This window comes from Maribacter sp. 4G9, from assembly GCF_002742265.1.
Classification (GTDB): domain Bacteria; phylum Bacteroidota; class Bacteroidia; order Flavobacteriales; family Flavobacteriaceae; genus Maribacter.
Genome location: NZ_MDGL01000053.1, coordinates 39,160 through 58,864, shown reverse-complemented (window position 1 = coordinate 58,864; position 19,705 = coordinate 39,160). Strand labels below are relative to the sequence as shown.

Here is a 19,705-nt window from a genome sequence, read left to right as displayed (position 1 = left end):
ACCTATACGATGAAAGATATGCCGTGGAAAGGGCGAATGCATGGATGGACAGCTACCGTTCCCTGCTCAACAGGTTCGATACGACCACCGAAAGCTGGAAAGGATTCAACTATTTGGCATTCATTGCGATAGCGTTGAAAAAATTCAAGAAAAAGAAAAAAATAAAAGTTTAAACCACTTCGGAGATAAAAAATAAAAGAACAAGTGTCAATTCCGTTTTAACCCACTAGTTCAACAGCTCCTAGCCCACTAAATCCTAGTTCACTAATCACTAGTTCCCTAACTCACTAATTTCAATACTTGATTTCGTTCCAGGTGCTGGAATACAAAGGGGCAATTTTGTTGAGGGTCTCCTTCAGCTTTACGATATCCACCTTGGGACCATCGGAGAAAATATTCTGGATTTCTTCGGATTTTGCATCGAAAAAGGTCTGTATCAAAAAGGCATTGGGCCTTCTATTGATCATGATCTGGAACAGGTTCATGGTGCCGGCTATAATCTGTTTTCCTGTACTATTGTTATCCGCCAAAATATCCAATCCCTTTCTGTGGTAATTGTACATGGCCACCCGGTACTCCTTGTAGGTATTGGAAAGAAGGTTGTCTACTAATTCAAACCTACTACGATCCGTAGTTTGCGTCCAACCACTATAATTACTCCCCTGTGCCTGGGTCACGATGCTTTGTGCCTTTCTATAGAAATCGGTACCACCTTCCAAAGAGAACGTATCGGCGTCCAGCCCTAAGATTACATATACATAGTAGGCCACAACGGCAACTAGGTTGGATTCAAAAACATTTTCGTTGAAGACCAGAGGTTGAAATTCTATATATTGAAAGTTCAATTGGTTATCCTTGTAGTTGAATACCGGACTTTCATAGGATGTGTTGTAAACGGGTCTTGAGGACTGTATTTGAATATTACCGCTAAAACGATCCGATTCATAATCCGTGATTGTGATGAACATTTGGGCATTAACCCGTTCATTTTCCTTGTATACCCTGTTGGTCCATTTGTTCTTGTTCACAAAATCGCTCAAGGAGCGTTCCAAAGTCTTAAATATCTGCTGGTTGGTCTGGGAGACCTGGTCGGAGTTTATGGTAACCGTACAGTTCAATTCCTGCGCGCGAAGGGAAACTAAGGTAAAAACTAAAATTATAACAGGGAACAGCTTACGCATAACGTCTTTTAACGATTTCATTTAGGATATCCTTGGCAACGGCGGCCTTGGTTTTTAATTCAAACGTTTGTATAGACAAATTGGTATCCAAAAAGCTAATTTTATTGGTATTGCCCCCAAATCCGGCTCCTGGGTCATTGAGTGAATTGAGTACGATGGCATCCAAATTCTTACGCTTTAGCTTGGCTTTGGCATTCTCAAGTTCATTTTCCGTTTCCAGGGCAAAGCCTACCAGATATTGGTTTTTTTTCTCCTGACCGAAGGAATACAGGATATCCCTGTTTTTTACCAGATCGATTTGTAGCTCGTTATTGGATTTTTTAATTTTCTGTTCTGACCTAACCTTCGGTTTGTAATCCGCCACCGCGGCGGCACAGATGACGATATCCGCATTGGCATAATTTCCGTAGGCAGCCTCATACATGTCATCCGCAGAAACGACCCGAATCAATTGTATCCCGTCATTTTCAACATTGTATTTTGAAGGCCCCGATACCAAAATCACATTAGCACCCAGCGCTGCTGCAGCCCTAGCCAATTCAAAGCCCATCAAACCGGAGGAATGATTTCCTATAAAACGTACAGGATCAATGGCCTCATAAGTAGGACCTGCAGTTATCAGAACCTTTTTTCCTTTAAGAGGCAGTCCTTCCGATAGATAATCTTTGATAAAAGTAACAATGTCTTCCGGCTCCGCCATTCTTCCTTCCCCGTGCAGACCACTTGCCAATTCGCCCGAAGTAGCGGGTATCATAATATTCCCGAAGGATTCCAAGGCCTTAAAGGATTTTTTGGTCGTGGGATGTTGGTACATGTCCAGGTCCATTGCCGGGGCAAAGAAAACCGGACACTTGGCGGAAAGGTAGCACGCCAACAATAGATTATCCGCAGCACCATTGGCCATTTTGGATAAAGTATTGGCGGTTGCCGGGGCAATCAGCATCATATCTGCCCAAAGGCCCAAGGCCACATGGTTGTTCCAATCCGTGGTATTGTTTTCCACCTTTACAAAATTGGAAACTACCGGATTTTTGGAAAGGGTAGCCAGAGTCAATGGGGAAACAAAAGAACTGGCGCTATCGGAAAGAACAATCTTCACGTTAGCGCCAGCTTTTATCAATAAACGGACGAGAAAGGTCGTTTTATAGGCTGCTATCCCTCCGGTAATGCCTAAAAGGATGTTTTTGCCGCCTAACATAATCCTTATGCGTCTTTCTCCGTATTTCTGTGATAAATTTTATCGTTCAACCACTCCTCTACGGCCAGAGCATGTGGTTTGGGAAGTTTTTCGTAGAACTTGGAAACCTCAATTTGTTCCTTGTTCTCAAAAACCTCCTCCAAGCTATCGCTGTAGGTGGCGAACTCTTCCAATTTTTCCAACAATTCCTTTTTAATTTCGGAATTGATCTGTACGGCACGCTTGGCCGTTATGGAAATGGCCTCGTAGATATTATTGGTAGGGGCATCAAATTCATTTCGATTGACGGTTACCGTTGAGACGGGCGCTTTGGAACTTTTTAAATCGTTCATGTTCATAATGAAAACTAGTTATTTAGATTCTTCTATTGTATTGAATTTCTGTAATTCCCTGTTGATCCGCTCCAATAGCTGCGCGGATTCCTTTTCATATTTGGTACTGGGATATTGCTTTTTTAAGGTCTGATAGGCTTCCATGGCTTCCGTGAGACGTTCCTCCTGAAGGCTTTCAAAACTATTCATCGCCAAATGGGTTAGGGCTTGTACCTTTACAAAATAAGCATCCTCCCTGTATATGGAACCTGGAAAATCCGAAATGAAATTATCGCTTGCGGCTATGGCCGATTTCAACATGTCATAATTAAATTCCCCCAGCTTGTTATACTGCTTTAATATCTCAAACGCCTTTTTCTCCTTTTTTCTTGTAAGCTCCTGTGCCATGGCATTGGCTTCGGCAAAAAATTCCGACTCGGAATACGTGTTAATAAAGTTCTGCAGTTTTAAGAGGGCCTTGTCCGTATCGGTCTGATCCAAGGAATAGGTCGGGGAAAGCTCATAATAACTCTTTGCCCCTAAAAAGGTTGCCTCGGCCAACTTATCACTCTTGGGATAGGATTTTATGAAACGCTCAAATTGATAACCAGCCATGTTATAGTCCCCTCGCTTGAAATAACTATCGGCCAAAAAGAACATAACCCGCTCCCCTTGGGGCTTGCCCACATATTTGGGTGCTATTTGCTCGAAGAGGCGGTTGGCACGCTTGAAGTCCTTTTCTTCGTAGAATTTTTCGGCCATATCATACTTGGCCTTTAAATCCTCGTTCTTGAGTACTTTTTGGTACTCGCTACAGGATTGGAGAACCATTAGAAACAGCCCTAAAACAAAAAAATGTCTCATTTTAAAAAACATTTTGCAAAATTAGTGATTATCAACGGATTTAAAAAACATTTTTAATCGGTCAAAAATAAGGGCATTCACCGTTACATCCACTTCATTTGGCATGGATTTAACGCACCGTTCTAAGCAGGAATTTTGGTAAGCGAAGCGATAAAGTTGGCGATTTTATTCTTTAGGCCTGGGGTTGCCTCCAACAACGGCAATCGTACAGACGCCCTGCAAATACCCAGAATCTCGAATATAGCCTTGATGCCGGCTGGATTCCCCTCCTCAAAAATAAGGCCCATACCCTCCTGCATCATATAGTGCAGCTCGTAGGCTTCTTCACTGTTGCCGTCCATACCCAAACCTACCATTTGTGAAAATGCAGATGGCAATCCCTGGCCGATTACGGAAATTACCCCTTCCCCACCGGCCAATATGGTGGGCAAAGCCGTAATATCGTCCCCTGAAAGAACCAAAAATCCATCCGGTCTCTGCTCAATCAACTCCATGACCTGAACCATATTCCCACTGGCCTCCTTAATTGCTACGATATTGGAAAAATCACGTGCCAACCTCAGGGTTGTATCGGGTAGCATATTACTGCCGGTCCTCCCGGGCACATTATACAGTATGATCGGCAAGGGAGAAGCTTCCGCGATTGCCTTGAAATGTTGATAAATACCCTCTTGGGTAGGTCTGTTATAGTAGGGCGAAACGGAAAGAACGGCATCAAAATGGGAGAGGTCCGTTGTCTGAAGTTCCTCGACAAGGGCCGCCGTATTATTCCCCCCAATGCCAATGACCACCGGAAGCCTTCCACTATTGGTCTCCAAAATGGTGTCTATGACCATTTGTTTTTCTCGTTTGGTAAGCGTAACGGATTCTGCCGTTGTTCCCAAAGCCACCAGGTAGTCCACGCCCCCTTCAATATTAAAGGATACGATTTCTGCCAAAGCATCCACGTCCACTTGGCCCTCCGTTGTAAACGGGGTTATCAGCGCCACTCCTGTTCCCTTTAATTTTTCCATACTAAATTTCCTTAAAAACGCTTAAATATTTTTTCAATTCTTGTTTGAACGTTTTAAAATCGGATATTGGGGTGTTCAAGATAAGATCATTGTAAGCAGGGCCCACCGACCCAAAACCTACTTTGATCCTTGCCTTTGTCCTAACGGACATTAGGTTCAACAACAGGTTATTATCATCATAGTAGTTCACCAATAAATCGTATTCCCTGTTTAAGAACTCCAACGCGTAGCTATTTTGGATCTCACCGTTCCATCCCAAATCCTTATTTGAAAATATGGGAGTGGAATACGGGGAATTTTTGTCATAATAACTTTTATAGCCTATGATCTTTACCGCATTGGGCCTTAAGGAGAAATCATCCAAAAATTGATAGAACACGTCAGAGGTATCAAACTTGTCCAGATCCACAATACAACCCAAAGAACGTATCCCTTTCCCACGGGTACTTACATACCCCGGTTTTTCCAGCTCCTGCTTTATAAATTTAAGCCCGGATTTCTGTTTAAACTTGTCCTTAATTCCTTTTAAAAACATGTATTTTTACATTTCTACAAATGTAAATAATATCCGTTCAACTGTATGGCGAAGTTAAAACACTTTGAATGTTTAAAAATACAACATTTTGTTATATTTACAACAATTCTTGGGCTTGTATCCTGTAGCCAGACCTCCAGAAACTTACGGAAAATCAACGGGATTAAGGTAGTGGTGGACAGCGCCTTTGCCCCTGTAGATTCCATTTCAGAATATATACTTCCGTACCATGAGCATGTGGAGTCGGTTTTGGACAGTACTTTGGCATACGCCTCATGGGACATTAGCAAAACGGATGGTACCTACAATACCAGTGCCGGGAATCTAATGGCGGATATCATTCTGGAACAGGCAGCCCCCATTTTTAAAAGCCGAACCGGTAAGGATTTGGATTTTGTGTTGTTGAACCATGGCGGTATCCGTTCCAATATATCAAAGGGAAGTGTATCCGCTCGAACGGCCTTTGAGGTCATGCCCTTTGAGAACACTACCGTGGTAGTGGAATTAAGCGGTAAATCCGTCAAGGAAATGCTAGCCTATCTCATCAAATCAAAAAGGGCGCATCCCGTGGCCGGCATACAATTGGTTTTGGACAAGGAGGATCGTATAAAATCCCTGGATATTAGAGGCGAACCCTTTGATGATAATAGAAATTATTATGTGGCCACATCAGACTACTTAGTGTCCGGCGGTGATGATATGGTGTTTTTTAAGGATGCCTTGGAAGTGACGGACATCGACTATAAAATTAGGAGTGCCATGATCGATTATTTTAGAAAGGTAGATACGCTTTCGCCCAAGGTAGATCTAAGATATTATAAGGTGGAATGAATGTTGGATTTTGGTAGTTAGTGAACTAGGGGTTAAAAAATTAGTGGACTAGTGGGTGAAAACAGATTTGATACTTGTATTTGGTATTTTCATCTTACAACCAACAACGAACAACCAACAAAGAACAACCCACAACTAAATTGAACTTGATTTTTGAACTTAAAAATGGATAGAAGAAAATTTGTTTCACGAACGGTGGCGGGGTCGGTAATGGTATCGGCAGGAGGGCTTTGCCTTAATTCCTGTACGGACAGAAAAAAACACCTCACCGTCCTGCACACCAATGACGTACATAGCCACATTGACCCCTTTCCAAAAAATCATGCGGATTTTCCAGGTTTGGGAGGGCTAGCCAGAAGGGCGGGTTTGGTGCAAAGCATACGGAAAGAAAATCCAAATACCCTGCTGCTGGATGCCGGTGATATTTTTCAAGGTACCCCTTATTTTAATTTTTACGGCGGCGAGTTGGAGTTCAAGCTGATGAGCAAATTAAAATATGATGCCTCTACTATTGGGAACCATGACTTTGACAATGGTATAGACGGCCTTTTGGCCCAGCTGCCCTATGCTAGTTTTGATTTTCTCATCGCCAATTATGATTTTTCCAATACGGTCCTGGACGGTTACACAAAACCCTACAAAACCTATATACGGGATGGTATCAAAGTGGGCATATATGGTATTGGAATCCGATTGGCAGGATTGGTGACCAAAAATTTGTACAAGGAAACCGAATATCTGGATCCCTATGAAATAGCTTCGGACATGGAAACCCTGTTAAGGGAAACCGAAAAATGTGATGTGGTTATTTGCCTATCCCATTTGGGCTATAGCTACGAAAACGAAAATAGACCAGACGACCTTACCCTAGCCCAGCGAACCAGGTATACCGATTTGATCATCGGCGGCCATACCCATACCTTTTTGGAACGCCCCACGATTGTGGCCAATGCCGTCGGACGTGACATTTTAGTGAATCAAGTGGGTTGTTTTGGTGTGAACCTGGGCAGGATCGATTTTTATTTTGATGCTGGTGGCCCTAGTGCCCAAGGCATCTCCATTTCCGTTTAAATAAATGAAACAGGAAGAATTTCTTAGAACGGATTCCGGGAACGGCGACTTTCAAAAGTTGGTTCAATTGTTGGATGCGGATTTGGCCGAGCGCGATGGTGAGGACACTGCCTTTTATTCCCAGTTTAATGGCATTACCCAGCTAAGGCACTGTATAGTTTATTGGGCAGATGGCATTGCGCTAGGCTGCGGAGCCTTTAAACGTTTTGATGAACATAGTGCGGAGGTAAAGCGCATGTACGTGGACCCAGAAATGAGGGGCAAGGGCATTGCCTCCAAAATTTTGAAGGCCCTAGAGGAGTGGGCCCGTGAACTGGGCTTTACCTATTGCGTACTGGAAACAGGGCTTCGGCAACCGGAAGCCATCAGTCTGTATAAAAAGAACGGTTATGCCGTAACGGCCAATTACCCACCCTACGTGGGCGTGGGGAACAGTGTGTGCTTCAAGAAGAAAATTGGACAATCAAAAAATTAGGAATTTAAACACCATACCGTTCTTAAACCTACTTCTCATCACTATTCTTGGGATCATAGATAACAATTATCTGAATTAGTATGGCGAGAACAATCAGCACATAGATTTCAAGTTGGGTAAACAATTCTACAGCGTCCACCGCCTTTTTACTAATATTCATTTGTCGGTTACCTTCGCTCAACTGAATTTGTGAAAGGTCGTATAGATTTTCATTAATATCATTAATACTTGATTGAAGAAGTTCCTTTTGTGTCTTCCCAGATTCAACAAATTTCGTTTCTTGAGCTTCCAGTTTCACAAGATTTCCTTTGAGTTCGCCAAAGACTTTTGCTTCTTCTTTGGTCAATTTGGTTTCTTGATATCGAAGCATCAAATTTTGAATCTTGTCATCTATCACCATGGTCCTGCCTGTGTAAAAAGTGGAGTCCTTCCGTACCATGGCAAGCTCCTTTTCCTGTAGATATCGGGCAATTTCATAAATGATATCCTTGACTACCAGGCGATCCTCATAGATAGAGGTGACGGAATCCCTAACCCTTAAAAAATTATTTCGGTCAATGAGATTTGTGGCAATGATCAGTACAAAAATCATTAATATACCCAAAACCCATTTAATCTTGTTCAGTATGGTCATTTCCAATCCTTTTAAGAGTTATTATTTAAAAATACAAAACGATTCTGAATTACATTGGCTTTTAAACATCCTAGAAATTAATTTGATATCACTTAATCTAATTAAGTATTCGGAGTTTGTATTTTATTTAAATAGAAAAATCAATGATAGTTATGCTACCAAAAATGACCTGTATTTTCATAATGAAGCAGTGAAAGTTTTTCAATAATCCCTTATAAAAAGGAATTCATACATAAAACCAGAAAACAATTTAATCCTTAAATTTCCTGTTTTTAAGAAATTAGAAAATCCAAATGGGAAAAAAGTTGCCAGGAATAGGTTCCGAACACAGGTCATTTATAGAAAATCAGCATATATTCTTCGTTGGGACGGCCGCTTCTGATGGCCGAGTGAATATATCCCCAAAAGGAACCGATAGTCTTAGGGTTATCGATAAAAATAAAGTAGTTTGGTTAAACTTGACCGGGAGCGGTAACGAAACGGCTGCGCATCTTATCAAAGATAATAGAATGACTATCTTGTTCTGTGCTTTTGAGGGAAAACCTATGATTTTAAGGCTTTACGGGAACGCAGCAATTTTCCACAAGCGTGATGAAGGATTTAAAAAATATGTCCATTTATTCCCCCCAAATGCTGGTGCCAGACAAATTATAGAAATGCAAGTGGATTTAGTCCAAACGTCCTGTGGCTTTGCCGTACCCTTTATGGATTACAAAGAGGAACGCACCACCTTAAACCTCTGGGCTGAAAAACAAGGCGAGGAAAACATCAGGGAATATTGGAAAAACAAGAACACCCAAAGCATTGACGGATTCGAAACGAAGATTTTAGAAGAATAAATAATAAGGTTTGTAACACCAAAACAACCAACAAAAAATGAAAAAACTATTAAGCATTGTCCTAATTTTCGGCCTAGTTTGTTCCTGTGATTCCAACAAAAAGAAATCCTTGCCCAAAGCTAAGTCCCATGCCTAGAATGATTGGATCGTCATTTTTGATGGATCATCCACCAATGCCCTAAGAGGGTACGGAATGGATGAGTTTCCGAAAGAAATCTGGTATGTTGAAAATGGGGCTTTAATTGCCAATCCGGATACGACCAATAGGGATTTGATTACAAAAGAACGTTTTAAGGATTTTGAATTGGAGTATGAGTGGGCCGTGGATACTGCCGCCAATTCCGGTGTCTTCTTTCACATGCAGGAAGACTTGACCATGGAATCTGGAAACGGAAACAGTCCCAATTGGTTGGACAATTATGAACTACAAATCTTGGATGACGAGAATTTTTATGATACCCTCGCTGTGCGGTCCGCTGGTTCCTTGTATGATTTAATCAAACCCGTAAACAAAGAATTGAAACCCATTGGAGACTTCAATACGGCCAAGCTTATTCATAATAATGGCCATGTTGAGCATTGGTTAAATGGTAAAAAAGTGATTGATTTTACCATGGACAGTCCGGAAATGAAGGAATTGCTGGGGCAAAGCAAGTTCAAGGAAAATCCAGAGTTTCATTCAGATAAGGAAGGGCACATTATGTTTCAACATCATGGACAGCGGGTATATTTTAAAAATATTAGGGTAAGGCGACTTGAACATTAGAATACTCTAAATTCCTTATTTCTTACGCTTCATCAATTCGGCTTCAATATCCTTCAAGGTAAATCCTTTCGCCTGTAGTAGAATCAAATAGTGAAAAAGTAAATCGGCACTTTCATATAGAAACAAATCATCGTTATTGTCCATGGCCTCGATAACGGTTTCAACAGCCTCCTCCCCTACTTTTTGCGCAATTTTGTTGATTCCCTTTTCAAAAAGGGACGCAACATAGGAAGTGTCGCCTTTGGCCGCTTTCCTACGTTGCTCAATCGTATTTTCCAATTCTGAAAAAAAACCGAAACTAGAAGTATTTATCTCATTCCAACAGGTATCGCTTCCGGTATGGCAGGTAGGTCCAACCGGATCGACAGAAATCAAAAGCGTGTCGTTATCACAGTCGTTCTTTATGCTTACCAAGTGTAGAAAATTTCCGCTTTCCTCCCCTTTGGTCCACAGACGTTCCTTGGTTCGGCTAAAAAAAGTAACTTTTCCACTTTCTTGGGTCTTTTGCAAAGCTTCCTCGTTCATATAGCCCAACATGAGCACATTTTTTGTTCTGGCATCTTGGATGATGGCAGGAACAAGTCCGTCCCTATTCTTTTTAAAATCAACTTTCATGTGATAGTTCTATTTGGCCAGTGAAAATTTCACGGCTGCATTTGCATGTATTTGTGTCGTATCAAAGGTAGGAATATTGCAATGTTCCTGTTGTATCAACAGCGGGATTTCAGTGCAGCCTAAGATTACTCCTTGTGCCCCAAGTTCTTCCGCTTTACCTATAATGGCTTGGTACTCCTTTCTGGAATCTGGCAAGATAATTCCTTTTGCAAGTTCTGTGTAAATGATGTTATGGACCAACTCTTGGTCCGTTTCACTGGGAACCATGGTCGTTATTCCAAATTGATTCTTTAGGATATTCTTATAAAAATCAAGCCCCATGGTATATTTGGTACCCAACAAGAGCACTTTGTCCAACTCTTGGGCTATAATGGCCTCCCCAGTGGCTTCGGCTATATGCAATAGAGGGATACTGGTACTTTCCTTGATGCTGTCCGCACAAAGATGCATGGTATTGGCGCCGATTAGAATAATCCCAGCCCCCGCATTTTCCAATCTCTTTCCAATTTCGGCAAAATCAGTATTCAAGGATTCCCAATCTCCCCTACTTTGCTTTTCCGATATTTCTTGAAAATCCACCGACTCCAGTATCAACTTGCAGGAATGCGATTCGCCCAGGGCTTTATTCACGGCTTCGTTTAAGTACCGATAATACAATTGCGTCGATTGCCACGTGATACCACCAATTAGTCCAATTTTTTTCATCGATTCTTTATTGCTTGATTCTAAATCCTAACTGGGATTCCTTGGTTGTTTAATTCCTCCTTTAAATCTTTGATGTTTATTTCCTTAAAATGAAATACACTGGCGGCCAAGGCTGCATCGGCCTTTCCTTCCTTAAAGGTATCTATGAAATGTCGCATCGTTCCGGCACCACCCGAAGCAATGATAGGAATATTAAGTTCTGTGGACAACTGGGCCAACGCCGTATTGGCAAAGCCGTCCTTGGTGCCATCGTGATCCATGGAGGTAAACAAAATTTCTCCGGCTCCACGTTGTTCAACTTCTTTTGCCCATTCAAACAACTTACGTTCCGTAGGTACTTTTCCACCCACTAGGTGCACAATCCATTCTCCTTCTATCATTTTGGCATCGATTGCCACAACGATACATTGGGAGCCGAATTTGGCCACCAAATCGTTGATTAATTGGGGATTTTTAACTGCCGAGGAATTAATGGACACCTTGTCCGCCCCATTCTGAAGCAAAATATCAACATCCTCCACAGAGGATATTCCACCACCTACCGTAAAGGGAATACTCACCTTTTCCGCTACGTGATACACCAAATCCGCTAAGGTTTTCCTTTTTTGCTCCGTTGCCGAAATATCCAAAAATACCAACTCATCGGCACCTTCCTGGCTATAGATTTCCGCTAATTCCACGGGGTCTCCCGCATCTCTTAAGTCTACAAAATTGACTCCCTTTACGGTTCTTCCGTCCTTGATGTCCAAACAGGGTATAATTCTTTTTGCTAACATAATTACAGGTGGAAAGTTAAAAGTACAAGGTACAAATGTGAAATTTTAGGAAAATCAATCAATTTTTGTTCTTTCTGGCAGTTTTAATGGAAGCCACTGTAATTGCCAATAATTCTTTCCCTTCGCCTATCAGTTTATTTATTTCTGTTTCATAGTTGGGCAATATTTCAAGTAATAATTCCAGCCAATAGACGGACTCGTCAACTTCTTCTTCAACAATTTTTAATTTATTGATAAAATCCGCAGTAGATTTAGCTCTCTGAGAAGCACGGTAGTTCGCTCCAACCGAACTGGAACTTTTAATTAATTGTCTTACCCAAGCATCAAACTCCCTTGATTTGGGTAATTTTTCACATAAAACCCAGCAGTCTATAGCAAATCTTTTGGTCCTAGATTTCAAATCTTGCATACCTTTCTTTAAATAAAAAACTATTACTTCTAATCTCGTATTTTCAACCTTGTTCCTTAGAAATTAATTTTCATTTATAGAGTTTAAATCAATTCCATCATAAAATCCAAGATCCTTGTCCCTCATAAACTTTACCCAAAAAGCGATTTGGCCCGTGTGGTAGGAAAAATGCTCCACCGCATGCATAATGACCCCTACCCCGGAAAAGGAAAAGCCTTGAACGGACCGAATCTTAATCAGTTGCTCCGGCTTGGCATCAAAAATGACCCTTTTGGCATCATCCACCGTATTCTCCAGTTTTTTAATCAATTCCTCCTTGGTAAGTCCCCCTTTGGTTTGAAACTCGGCATCCCTATCTCGCACATCGTCCACTTCCCCCAGGGAAGAAATTATGTATTGGGTCATATTTCCACATAGGTGAAGGATAAGGTTCCCGATACTATTGAGGGAATCATTTGGTTTTTGCCAAATCTCCTTATCTGTTACGATTCCAAGGCTTTTTTTGATCATCCGTGTACTTTCGTCCATCCGGTACAGGGCGTTTTTGACCAGTTCCTCTATTAACTGTGATTCCTTATCCATTGTTCAAAATATATTCTTCCAATTGTTTTAACGTAATTCGGTTTTCATAAATGGCTTTGCCAATTATGGTCCCCTCACAACCTAGCTCCGCCAGTTTTGGAAGCTCGTCAAAAGTTGAAATTCCACCTGAAGCGATTAAATTTATGTTATTTTCAGGTGAAGTTTCCTTAAGTATTCTTTTATACAATTGAAACGAAGGTCCTTGCAGCATTCCGTCCTTGGAAATATCGGTACAGATCACATAGCGAATACCTTTCTTTTGATATTCCTGAATAAAAGGAATGAGGTCTTCCGTCGATTCTTCCTGCCATCCGGAAACTGCCACTTTTTCGTCCATCGCATCGGCCCCAAGAATTATTCTTTCCGACCCATGTTCATTCAGCCAACCAAGAAATACTTCTCTGTTTTTTACAGCGATGCTTCCACCGGTAATCTGGTTTGCGCCACTTTCAAAGGCGATTTGCAAATCCTTATCGGTTTTCAAGCCACCACCAAAATCGATTTTTAATGTCGTACGTGATGCAATTTGTTCCAATACTTTATGGTTTACGATATGCTTGGATTTTGCACCATCCAAATCCACTAAGTGGAGGTATTTTATACCATGAGCCTCAAACTCCTTGGCGACCTCAAGCGGATTCTCATTATAGATTTTCTTGGTATCATAATCTCCTTTGGAGAGTCGTACACACTTCCCTTCAATGATGTCTATGGCTGGGATTATCCGAAGCACTTTAGCTCCCAAAGGGGGGGTACTGTTTTCAATTTCCATTTTTATAGGGCTAAAAAGTTTCTTAATATGTTTGCTCCATAATCCCCAGATTTTTCCGGATGGAATTGGGTGCCATAGAAATTATCCTTTTGCAGTGCGGCGCTATAGTCCGACCCGTATGTACATTGGGCAATCGTTTCCTTGCACAGCGGAGCATAAAAGCTGTGCACCAGATACACATAATCCTCTTGAAGCCCCTTAAATAAGTCTGATTCTAAATGTTCTATTTTATTCCATCCAATTTGGGGTATTTTTATGGTGCCCTTCGGGCTTTGCGGGACGAATCTTTTAACATCAACATCAAAAATTCCTAGGCCATTTGTATTGCCCTCTTCCGAACGGTTGCACATCAACTGCATCCCCAAACAGATACCCAAAACCGGTTGGGTAAGATTGGGAATCAATTGGTCCAATTGGCTTTCCCTTAGTTTTTTCATGGCGCTGCTGGCCTCGCCTACCCCAGGAAATATAACTTTTTCCGCATTTCGTATTTCGTCGACATCACTGCTTAGCACAGCATCGTACCCCAATCTTCTTATTGCAAATCTGATGCTTTGGATATTGCCAGCTCCATAATTTATTATAACTATTTTCATAAGACGCCCTTGGTTGATGGTAATACCATTTTCTCAACGTCCCGCTTCACGGCCATTTTAATACTCTTTGCAAAGGCCTTAAAAATTGCCTCTATTTTGTGGTGTTCATTGGTGCCTTCGGCCTTGATGTTCAGGTTTGCTTTGGCACCGTCCGAAAAGGACTTAAAGAAATGATGGAACATCTCCGTAGGCATGTCCCCGATTTTCTCTCTTTTAAATTCAGCATCCCAAACCAGCCAATTTCTGCCTCCAAAGTCGATAGCTACCTGTGCCAAACAGTCGTCCATCGGTAAACAAAATCCGTAGCGCTCGATACCCAATTTATTGCCCAAGGCATTGTAAAAAACTTCCCCCAACGCAATACCGGTATCCTCAATGGTGTGGTGTTCGTCCACTTCCAAGTCCCCGTCTACCTTAATTTTTAGATCCATTTGTCCGTGACGGGCCAATTGGTCCAACATGTGATCGAAAAACGCCAACCCGGTTTTAATATCGCTTTTTCCAGTTCCATCCAAATTCAATTCGATAAGGATATCCGTTTCGTTGGTTTTTCGGTGGGTTGCCGTTGTTCTATCCTTCAGTTTTAAGAACTCATAGATTTTTTCCCAATCGTTGCTTTCCAGAGCAATGATATTATCCAATGCTTCCCGTTTTACCGTAATCTCACCGGTTCCCAAATTCGTTTGGTCATTGATAAAAATACCTTTGGCTCCTAAATTCTTAGCGAGTTCAATGTCCGTTAGTCGGTCGCCAATTACAAAGGAATTTTCAAGGTCGTATTCGTTGGAAAAATATTCAGTAAGGAGTCCAGTACCAGGTTTTCTGGTATCTGCATTCTCATGTGGAAAGGTTCTATCTAAAAAAACCTTATCAAAAACAACTCCTTCGTTTTCGAACGATTTTAAAATGAAATTATGCACGGGCCAAAAGGTATCTTCTGGAAAGGAGTCAGTACCCAAACCATCCTGATTGGTAATCATGACAAGTTCATAATCCAGTTCCTTGGCAATTCTACCCAAAAAAGTAAATGCCTTGGGATAGAAAATCATTTTTTCAAAGGCATCAATTTGCTCGTCCGCAGTTTCCTTAATGATGGTACCGTCCCGATCAATAAATAGGACTTTGCGGCCCCCTCCGCCCCCAATGGGGGAACTATTTTTTGCACTTTCTATTTTCATGGTAATTCTTTTAAGGCCTTTATCAAAAATTCATTTTCCTTATGCGTCCCAACCGTAAATCTCAAGGTGTTTTCACAAAGGGGCTGGGTAGTTCTATTTCTAATGACAATGCCTTTCTCCAGCAATTGTCCATATCTAAGTGACGCATCATCCACTCTAGCAAGAATAAAATTAGCATCTGTTGGATAGACTTGTTCAACAAATTGAATGGTTTTCAACGTTTGTTCCAATACCCTTCTTTCTTCAAGGATGTTTTCGACTTCTTTGTTAATTTCCTCACGATTCAACACCCTTTCCATAGCGCGCTGTTGGGTAAGTTCGTTTACATTATAAGGAGGTTTTATTTTGTTCAATACCGATATTATTTCTTCAGAAGCAATGCAAATTCCCAAGCGAATTCCTGCCATTCCATAGGCCTTGGAGAGCGTTTGCGTTACCACCAAATTTGGGTGTTCAGATAATTTGGAAACCCAACTTTCATCGGAAGAAAAATCAATATACGCCTCGTCAATGACGACTAGACCCTTGAAAGAGGATAACAATTTTTCAATTTTTGAAATATGGAAGCTATTCCCGGTGGGATTGTTGGGATTGCAGAGAAATACCATTTTAGTACTTGTATCCAAGTTTTTCAAAATGGACACTACATCCGGTTGAAAATTATCCATTAACAATACTTCCCTGTTTTCAACCACATTTATATCCGCCAAAACCTTATACATTCCGTACGTGGGTGGTAGGGTAATAATGTTGTCCGCATTAGGTTCACAAAAAGTCCTAAAAAGGAGATCCAGTACTTCGTCACTTCCATTGCCCAAGAGTATATTTTCCTGTCTGATACCTTTCTGTTGGGCCAAGACGGACTTTAAACTTCTTTGTTGGGGGTCAGGATATCGATTGACACCATTCTGAAATGGGTTTTCATTGGCGTCCAAAAAAATCATTTCCGAACCATCCGACACATATTCATCCCGAGCAGAGGAATAGGGTTTTAAACCTTTTACGTTTTGACGAATCAAATTATTTAAATCGAACATTTTCATATTAGGATTTCTCGACTTCACTGGAAATGACACTATTTATTTCATTCAATCGTAAGGTTACCGCATTTTTATGTGCCTGCAACCCTTCGGCCTCCGCCATTAGTTCTATCGCTTTGCCAATGTTTTGAATGCCTTTTTGGGTTATTTTCTGAAAGGTCATACTTTTCATAAAACTATCGAGATTCACCCCACTATACTGTTTTGCATATCCATTGGTAGGCAGTGTATGGTTGGTGCCCGAAGCATAGTCGCCAGCACTTTCAGGGGTATAGTTCCCAACAAATACCGATCCGGCATTCTCCACATTTTCAATAAAAAAGTCCTCATCTTCGGCACAAATAATATAATGTTCGGGTCCGTATTCATTGATCAAGTCAACGGCGGATATTTTATCATTTACATAGATGAGTTTGCTATTTTCTATAGCCTTTTTGGCGATTTCTTTTCTTGGCAAATCCGTCAATTGACTTTCTACTTCAACTTCTACCTTATCCAACAGGTCCTTTGAAGTAGAGACTAAAATAACCTGGCTATCAACACCGTGTTCAGCTTGGCTCAACAAATCAGAGGCTACAAAAGCCGGATTTGCGGAATCATCCGCAAAAATCAATAACTCACTGGGTCCTGCCGGCATATCAATGGCCACCCCATATTTGGTCGCTATTTGCTTGGCAACCGTTACATATTGGTTGCCGGGACCAAAAATCTTATAGATCTGTGGAACCGACTCCGTTCCAAAAGTCATTCCCGCAATGGCTTGGATGCCCCCTACTTTAAAAATTTTAGTGACCCCACACAGTGCTGAAGTATACAAAATAGCGGGATTTACTTTTCCTTCCTTGTTTGGTGGCGTACAAAGTACTATTTCCTTGCATCCCGCCAACTTGGCCGGGATGGCCAACATGAGAATGGTAGAAAACAAAGGTGCAGTACCTCCAGGTATATATAGCCCCACCTTTTGAATAGGTCGCTTTTCTTGCCAACAATCTACCCCAGGTGCAGTAGTTACGAAAAGCCTTTCCGTTTTTTGGGCCTTGTGGAATTCTTCAATATTCCTTTTTGCCAATTGAATGGCTTTTTTCAGTTCTTCCGAAACATGCTGCCTCGCCTGATTTACTTCCTCTTTGGACACCCTTAGGGTGTCCAAAGAAACTCCGTCAAACTTCTCCGTATACCTTTTCAAAATGGAATCCCCTCCTTTTTTTACTTCGGCAAAAACAGTATCCACTATATCCTCAATGTCCGACACGGCCTGCGTTGGACGTTTAAGTATAGTGGACCACGATTCTCTACTAGGATTATAAATCTTGTTCATTTCTTAAATAGCAATTAGCGCTGGGCAAATAATTAATAATAATGTAAGGTGGATAGCAAAAAGCTAACAGCCAATAGCCTTTTATAAAACCATCTTTTCAATAGGACAAACCAAAATACCTTCAGCACCGGCCTTCTTCAATTCATCTATTACCTCCCAAAAAGTATCCTTATCTATTACCGTATGAACCGAGCTCCACCCTTCCTCTGCAAGGGGCAATACCGTTGGACTGCGCATTCCAGGCAATAACTTCAGTATTTCCTGTAATTTCTCGTTAGGGGCATTTAAGAGTACGTATTTTGATTTCCTGGCTCTTAAGACCGATTGTATCCTAAATTGTAGTCTTTTAAGCAAAGCTGTTCGTTCTTCCGATATTTGGGGCGAAACGGCCAAAACGGCTTCACTGGTCAACATCACTTCTACCTCCTTCAAATTGTTCTTGAACAGCGTACTGCCACTGGATACGATATCACAAATGGCATCCGCTAAGCCAATATTTGGGGCAATCTCTACAGAACCATTTATGATATGAAGCTCGGCATTTACTCCTTTTTCCTTTAAATAATTGGTTACAGTATTGGGGTAGGAAGTAGCGATGCGTTTTCCTTCAAAATCCTCAACGGATTTGTATTTGACGGACTTTGGTACCGCCAAGGACACCTTGCATTTTGAAAAACCAAGTTTTTCCGCAATGGAAATGTCGGCGCCCTTTTCTATCAATACGTTTTCACCAATGATGGCAACATCCACCACACCGTCCCTTAAATACTGGGGAATATCACCATTACGTAGGTAAAACACTTCCATGGGAAAGTTTCGGCTAGAGGCTTTTAACTGATCTTTCCCATTATCTATGGAAATTCCGCAGTCCTTTAGAATTTGAAGGGAGTCTTCATTGAGTCTTCCCGATTTTTGAATAGCAATCCTAATCTTTGTCATTATCGATTTATAATTTTAGTTGGCAAATACTATCAGAGCCAAAAACAAAACCCGTTTGATTGCTCAAACGGGTTTTAAAATATGTTTGTAATACTACAATACATTTTTACCTCGCTTGAGAGCAAGTATAAAAATGATGATGTGTATTGTTGTTTTTTCTCATTACGACGTAAAAGTAAAATTTAATTTTCTTGTGTAAAAGAATATTTTTGAAAAATAACAATTTAAACAAATTAGTTATTTCCTAGAATTAAGGGCAATCCGGATTCTCCACCACCTATTACGATGACCTTGGCGTTTGGGGATTCTGACATACGAAGCGTAGCATCTATTCCCTTATCCCTTAAAATTTGATCGTTCAACGATGCACTCAATATCCTATTGGCATCTGCCTTACCCTGAGCTTCAATCCTAACTTTTTCGGCTTCCTTTTCTGCCGTAATCAGTCGAAACTCATATTCCAGCGACTCTTGTTCCTGCTTTAATTTACGCTCTATGGCGTCTTTTATAGTAGGAGGTAGCGTTACATCACGTACCAAGATTTCATTTAACTGAATGTACTCATCATTTACAATTTTTTTGGTTTCTTCAAAGATTTCCATTTGAATGGCATCCCTTTTACTTGAATAAAGCTGTTCTGGAGTATAACGGCCAACTACCGATCTTGCCGCAGATCGTATGGTAGGCAGTAAAACGCGTTGTACATAATCCTCTCCCTTTTGTTGATGCAATTTACCCAGGTCGTCGTATTTGGGTTGAAACCATGCGGACGCATCCAACTTGATATCCAATCCATTGCTAGAGAGTACATTCATTTTTTCGAACACCTCCTGTTGTCGTACTTCATATATAAAAACCTTGTTCCATGGGGCAACTAGGTGAAATCCTTCACCCATGGGCGGTTGGTCCGTTACGACCCCGTTACCAAAAGTTTTGTAGAGTACACCCGCTTCTCCGGAACCTATGGTCACGGCAGATTTGGAAATTAAGATAACCAACACTATAAATATAAATATCGCCGGTAAGGCAATTTTTGGTAATTTGTCCATTATAAATT

The 19,705-nt window shown here is 41.2% G+C and carries 24 protein-coding genes and 1 pseudogene; 6 read left to right on the top strand and 19 right to left on the bottom strand.

What is annotated here, in order from left to right; all coding sequences use genetic code 11:
• Positions 1-173 (top strand): annotated as a pseudogene (locus BFP75_RS07595) (IS5 family transposase); the annotation flags it as partial.
• 120 nt (positions 174-293) lie between these two features.
• Here the strand turns inward: BFP75_RS07595 and BFP75_RS07590 are convergent.
• The 6 genes from BFP75_RS07590 to BFP75_RS07565 all read right to left on the bottom strand — a co-directional run bounded on the left by BFP75_RS07590 (position 294) and on the right by BFP75_RS07565 (position 5,102).
• The gene (locus BFP75_RS07590; protein WP_099544646.1) at positions 294-1,181 is read right to left on the bottom strand and encodes a DUF4835 family protein; all 888 of its coding nucleotides are present in this window, start codon (positions 1,179-1,181) and stop codon (positions 294-296) included.
• Positions 1,174-2,379: a bifunctional phosphopantothenoylcysteine decarboxylase/phosphopantothenate--cysteine ligase CoaBC gene (coaBC, locus tag BFP75_RS07585; RefSeq protein ID WP_099544643.1), complete on the bottom strand. Its 1,206-nt coding sequence runs from the start codon at positions 2,377-2,379 to the stop codon at positions 1,174-1,176. Before coaBC ends, BFP75_RS07590 begins: the two co-directional genes overlap by 8 nt.
• Before the next feature lie 5 nt (positions 2,380-2,384).
• Complete coding sequence (locus tag BFP75_RS07580; RefSeq protein ID WP_410504080.1) at positions 2,385-2,717, bottom strand: DNA-directed RNA polymerase subunit omega; 333 nt, start codon at positions 2,715-2,717, stop codon at positions 2,385-2,387.
• A gap of 12 nt (positions 2,718-2,729) precedes the next feature.
• Complete coding sequence (locus BFP75_RS07575) at positions 2,730-3,566, bottom strand: outer membrane protein assembly factor BamD (protein WP_099544641.1); 837 nt, start codon at positions 3,564-3,566, stop codon at positions 2,730-2,732.
• Between the two features lie 110 nt (positions 3,567-3,676).
• On the bottom strand, positions 3,677-4,567 hold the full coding sequence (gene dapA / locus BFP75_RS07570) for a 4-hydroxy-tetrahydrodipicolinate synthase (protein WP_099544640.1): 891 nt from the start codon (positions 4,565-4,567) through the stop codon (positions 3,677-3,679).
• Between the two features lies 1 nt (position 4,568).
• Positions 4,569-5,102, bottom strand: coding sequence for a DUF6913 domain-containing protein (locus BFP75_RS07565; protein ID WP_099544639.1), 534 nt, complete (start codon positions 5,100-5,102; stop codon positions 4,569-4,571).
• Between the two features lie 45 nt (positions 5,103-5,147).
• Between BFP75_RS07565 and BFP75_RS07560 the strand changes: the two genes are divergently transcribed.
• The 3 genes from BFP75_RS07560 (at position 5,148) to BFP75_RS07550 (ending at position 7,479) form a co-directional block, all read left to right on the top strand.
• A complete protein-coding gene (locus BFP75_RS07560) occupies positions 5,148-5,933 on the top strand; it encodes a 5'-nucleotidase C-terminal domain-containing protein (RefSeq protein WP_099544638.1) in 786 nt (261 codons plus the stop codon).
• 165 nt (positions 5,934-6,098) lie between these two features.
• A complete protein-coding gene (locus BFP75_RS07555) occupies positions 6,099-7,004 on the top strand; it encodes a bifunctional metallophosphatase/5'-nucleotidase (RefSeq protein WP_099544637.1) in 906 nt (301 codons plus the stop codon).
• 4 nt (positions 7,005-7,008) lie between these two features.
• Entirely contained in the window at positions 7,009-7,479 is a 471-nt protein-coding gene (locus BFP75_RS07550) for a GNAT family N-acetyltransferase (RefSeq protein WP_099544636.1), read from the top strand.
• 28 nt (positions 7,480-7,507) lie between these two features.
• Here the strand turns inward: BFP75_RS07550 and BFP75_RS07545 are convergent, their stop codons facing one another.
• Positions 7,508-8,113, bottom strand: a complete 606-nt coding sequence (locus BFP75_RS07545) for an MCP four helix bundle domain-containing protein (RefSeq protein WP_099544635.1) — start codon at positions 8,111-8,113, stop codon at positions 7,508-7,510.
• 293 nt (positions 8,114-8,406) lie between these two features.
• Between BFP75_RS07545 and BFP75_RS07535 the strand changes: the two genes are divergently transcribed.
• Together BFP75_RS07535 and BFP75_RS07530 are read left to right on the top strand one after the other, a co-directional pair.
• On the top strand, positions 8,407-8,952 hold the full coding sequence (locus tag BFP75_RS07535; protein WP_099544633.1) for a pyridoxamine 5'-phosphate oxidase family protein: 546 nt from the start codon (positions 8,407-8,409) through the stop codon (positions 8,950-8,952).
• A gap of 145 nt (positions 8,953-9,097) precedes the next feature.
• On the top strand, positions 9,098-9,718 hold the full coding sequence (locus BFP75_RS07530) for a DUF1080 domain-containing protein (RefSeq protein ID WP_099544632.1): 621 nt from the start codon (positions 9,098-9,100) through the stop codon (positions 9,716-9,718).
• A 15-nt stretch (positions 9,719-9,733) separates the two neighbouring features.
• Here the strand turns inward: BFP75_RS07530 and hisIE are convergent, their stop codons facing one another.
• The 12 genes from hisIE to BFP75_RS07470 all read right to left on the bottom strand — a co-directional run bounded on the left by hisIE (position 9,734) and on the right by BFP75_RS07470 (position 19,697).
• On the bottom strand, positions 9,734-10,333 hold the full coding sequence (gene hisIE / locus BFP75_RS07525; RefSeq protein ID WP_099544631.1) for a bifunctional phosphoribosyl-AMP cyclohydrolase/phosphoribosyl-ATP diphosphatase HisIE: 600 nt from the start codon (positions 10,331-10,333) through the stop codon (positions 9,734-9,736).
• Positions 10,334-10,342: 9 nt separating this feature from the next.
• Positions 10,343-11,038 carry an aspartate/glutamate racemase family protein gene (locus BFP75_RS07520; RefSeq protein WP_099544630.1) on the bottom strand — a complete coding sequence of 232 codons (696 nt, stop codon included), beginning with the start codon at positions 11,036-11,038 and terminating at the stop codon, positions 10,343-10,345.
• A gap of 20 nt (positions 11,039-11,058) precedes the next feature.
• Positions 11,059-11,814 carry an imidazole glycerol phosphate synthase subunit HisF gene (hisF, locus tag BFP75_RS07515; protein WP_099544629.1) on the bottom strand — a complete coding sequence of 252 codons (756 nt, stop codon included), beginning with the start codon at positions 11,812-11,814 and terminating at the stop codon, positions 11,059-11,061.
• Between the two features lie 58 nt (positions 11,815-11,872).
• Positions 11,873-12,223 carry a four helix bundle protein gene (locus tag BFP75_RS07510; RefSeq protein WP_099544628.1) on the bottom strand — a complete coding sequence of 117 codons (351 nt, stop codon included), beginning with the start codon at positions 12,221-12,223 and terminating at the stop codon, positions 11,873-11,875.
• Positions 12,224-12,286: 63 nt separating this feature from the next.
• The gene (locus BFP75_RS07505; RefSeq protein WP_099544627.1) at positions 12,287-12,805 is read right to left on the bottom strand and encodes a DinB family protein; all 519 of its coding nucleotides are present in this window, start codon (positions 12,803-12,805) and stop codon (positions 12,287-12,289) included.
• Positions 12,798-13,577, bottom strand: coding sequence for a 1-(5-phosphoribosyl)-5-[(5-phosphoribosylamino)methylideneamino]imidazole-4-carboxamide isomerase (hisA, locus tag BFP75_RS07500; RefSeq protein ID WP_099544626.1), 780 nt, complete (start codon positions 13,575-13,577; stop codon positions 12,798-12,800). Before hisA ends, BFP75_RS07505 begins: the two co-directional genes overlap by 8 nt.
• A 2-nt stretch (positions 13,578-13,579) precedes the next feature.
• Complete coding sequence (gene hisH / locus BFP75_RS07495; protein ID WP_099544625.1) at positions 13,580-14,173, bottom strand: imidazole glycerol phosphate synthase subunit HisH; 594 nt, start codon at positions 14,171-14,173, stop codon at positions 13,580-13,582.
• The gene (gene hisB, locus BFP75_RS07490) at positions 14,170-15,351 is read right to left on the bottom strand and encodes a bifunctional histidinol-phosphatase/imidazoleglycerol-phosphate dehydratase HisB (protein ID WP_099544624.1); all 1,182 of its coding nucleotides are present in this window, start codon (positions 15,349-15,351) and stop codon (positions 14,170-14,172) included. The genes hisH and hisB overlap by 4 nt, the downstream gene beginning before the upstream one ends.
• Positions 15,348-16,394: a histidinol-phosphate transaminase gene (gene hisC / locus BFP75_RS07485; protein WP_099544623.1), complete on the bottom strand. Its 1,047-nt coding sequence runs from the start codon at positions 16,392-16,394 to the stop codon at positions 15,348-15,350. The genes hisB and hisC overlap by 4 nt, the downstream gene beginning before the upstream one ends.
• 1 nt (position 16,395) lies before the next feature.
• Positions 16,396-17,709 carry a histidinol dehydrogenase gene (gene hisD, locus BFP75_RS07480; RefSeq protein WP_099544622.1) on the bottom strand — a complete coding sequence of 438 codons (1,314 nt, stop codon included), beginning with the start codon at positions 17,707-17,709 and terminating at the stop codon, positions 16,396-16,398.
• 81 nt (positions 17,710-17,790) lie between these two features.
• Positions 17,791-18,648, bottom strand: coding sequence for an ATP phosphoribosyltransferase (hisG, locus tag BFP75_RS07475; protein ID WP_099544621.1), 858 nt, complete (start codon positions 18,646-18,648; stop codon positions 17,791-17,793).
• A 233-nt stretch (positions 18,649-18,881) separates the two neighbouring features.
• Positions 18,882-19,697 (bottom strand): prohibitin family protein, encoded by an 816-nt coding sequence (locus tag BFP75_RS07470; RefSeq protein WP_099544620.1) that lies wholly within the window; start codon positions 19,695-19,697, stop codon positions 18,882-18,884.
• Between the last annotated feature and the right edge of the window lie 8 nt (positions 19,698-19,705).

Coding starts and splice junctions, on each gene's coding strand:
- hisF (WP_099544629.1), bottom strand. CDS start 11,814: ATGTTAGCAAAAAGAATTATACCCTGTTTGGACATCAAGGACGGAAGA.
- BFP75_RS07580 (WP_410504080.1), bottom strand. CDS start 2,717: ATGAACATGAACGATTTAAAAAGTTCCAAAGCGCCCGTCTCAACGGTA.
- BFP75_RS07545 (WP_099544635.1), bottom strand. CDS start 8,113: ATGACCATACTGAACAAGATTAAATGGGTTTTGGGTATATTAATGATT.
- BFP75_RS07520 (WP_099544630.1), bottom strand. CDS start 11,038: ATGAAAAAAATTGGACTAATTGGTGGTATCACGTGGCAATCGACGCAA.
- hisH (WP_099544625.1), bottom strand. CDS start 14,173: ATGAAAATAGTTATAATAAATTATGGAGCTGGCAATATCCAAAGCATC.
- dapA (WP_099544640.1), bottom strand. CDS start 4,567: ATGGAAAAATTAAAGGGAACAGGAGTGGCGCTGATAACCCCGTTTACA.
- hisA (WP_099544626.1), bottom strand. CDS start 13,577: ATGGAAATTGAAAACAGTACCCCCCCTTTGGGAGCTAAAGTGCTTCGG.
- BFP75_RS07550 (WP_099544636.1), top strand. CDS start 7,009: ATGAAACAGGAAGAATTTCTTAGAACGGATTCCGGGAACGGCGACTTT.
- hisB (WP_099544624.1), bottom strand. CDS start 15,351: ATGAAAATAGAAAGTGCAAAAAATAGTTCCCCCATTGGGGGCGGAGGG.
- BFP75_RS07555 (WP_099544637.1), top strand. CDS start 6,099: ATGGATAGAAGAAAATTTGTTTCACGAACGGTGGCGGGGTCGGTAATG.
- hisD (WP_099544622.1), bottom strand. CDS start 17,709: ATGAACAAGATTTATAATCCTAGTAGAGAATCGTGGTCCACTATACTT.
- BFP75_RS07535 (WP_099544633.1), top strand. CDS start 8,407: ATGGGAAAAAAGTTGCCAGGAATAGGTTCCGAACACAGGTCATTTATA.
- hisIE (WP_099544631.1), bottom strand. CDS start 10,333: ATGAAAGTTGATTTTAAAAAGAATAGGGACGGACTTGTTCCTGCCATC.
- BFP75_RS07560 (WP_099544638.1), top strand. CDS start 5,148: ATGGCGAAGTTAAAACACTTTGAATGTTTAAAAATACAACATTTTGTT.
- hisG (WP_099544621.1), bottom strand. CDS start 18,648: ATGACAAAGATTAGGATTGCTATTCAAAAATCGGGAAGACTCAATGAA.
- hisC (WP_099544623.1), bottom strand. CDS start 16,394: ATGAAAATGTTCGATTTAAATAATTTGATTCGTCAAAACGTAAAAGGT.
- BFP75_RS07590 (WP_099544646.1), bottom strand. CDS start 1,181: ATGCGTAAGCTGTTCCCTGTTATAATTTTAGTTTTTACCTTAGTTTCC.
- BFP75_RS07565 (WP_099544639.1), bottom strand. CDS start 5,102: ATGTTTTTAAAAGGAATTAAGGACAAGTTTAAACAGAAATCCGGGCTT.
- BFP75_RS07470 (WP_099544620.1), bottom strand. CDS start 19,697: ATGGACAAATTACCAAAAATTGCCTTACCGGCGATATTTATATTTATA.
- coaBC (WP_099544643.1), bottom strand. CDS start 2,379: ATGTTAGGCGGCAAAAACATCCTTTTAGGCATTACCGGAGGGATAGCA.
- BFP75_RS07505 (WP_099544627.1), bottom strand. CDS start 12,805: ATGGATAAGGAATCACAGTTAATAGAGGAACTGGTCAAAAACGCCCTG.
- BFP75_RS07510 (WP_099544628.1), bottom strand. CDS start 12,223: ATGCAAGATTTGAAATCTAGGACCAAAAGATTTGCTATAGACTGCTGG.
- BFP75_RS07575 (WP_099544641.1), bottom strand. CDS start 3,566: ATGTTTTTTAAAATGAGACATTTTTTTGTTTTAGGGCTGTTTCTAATG.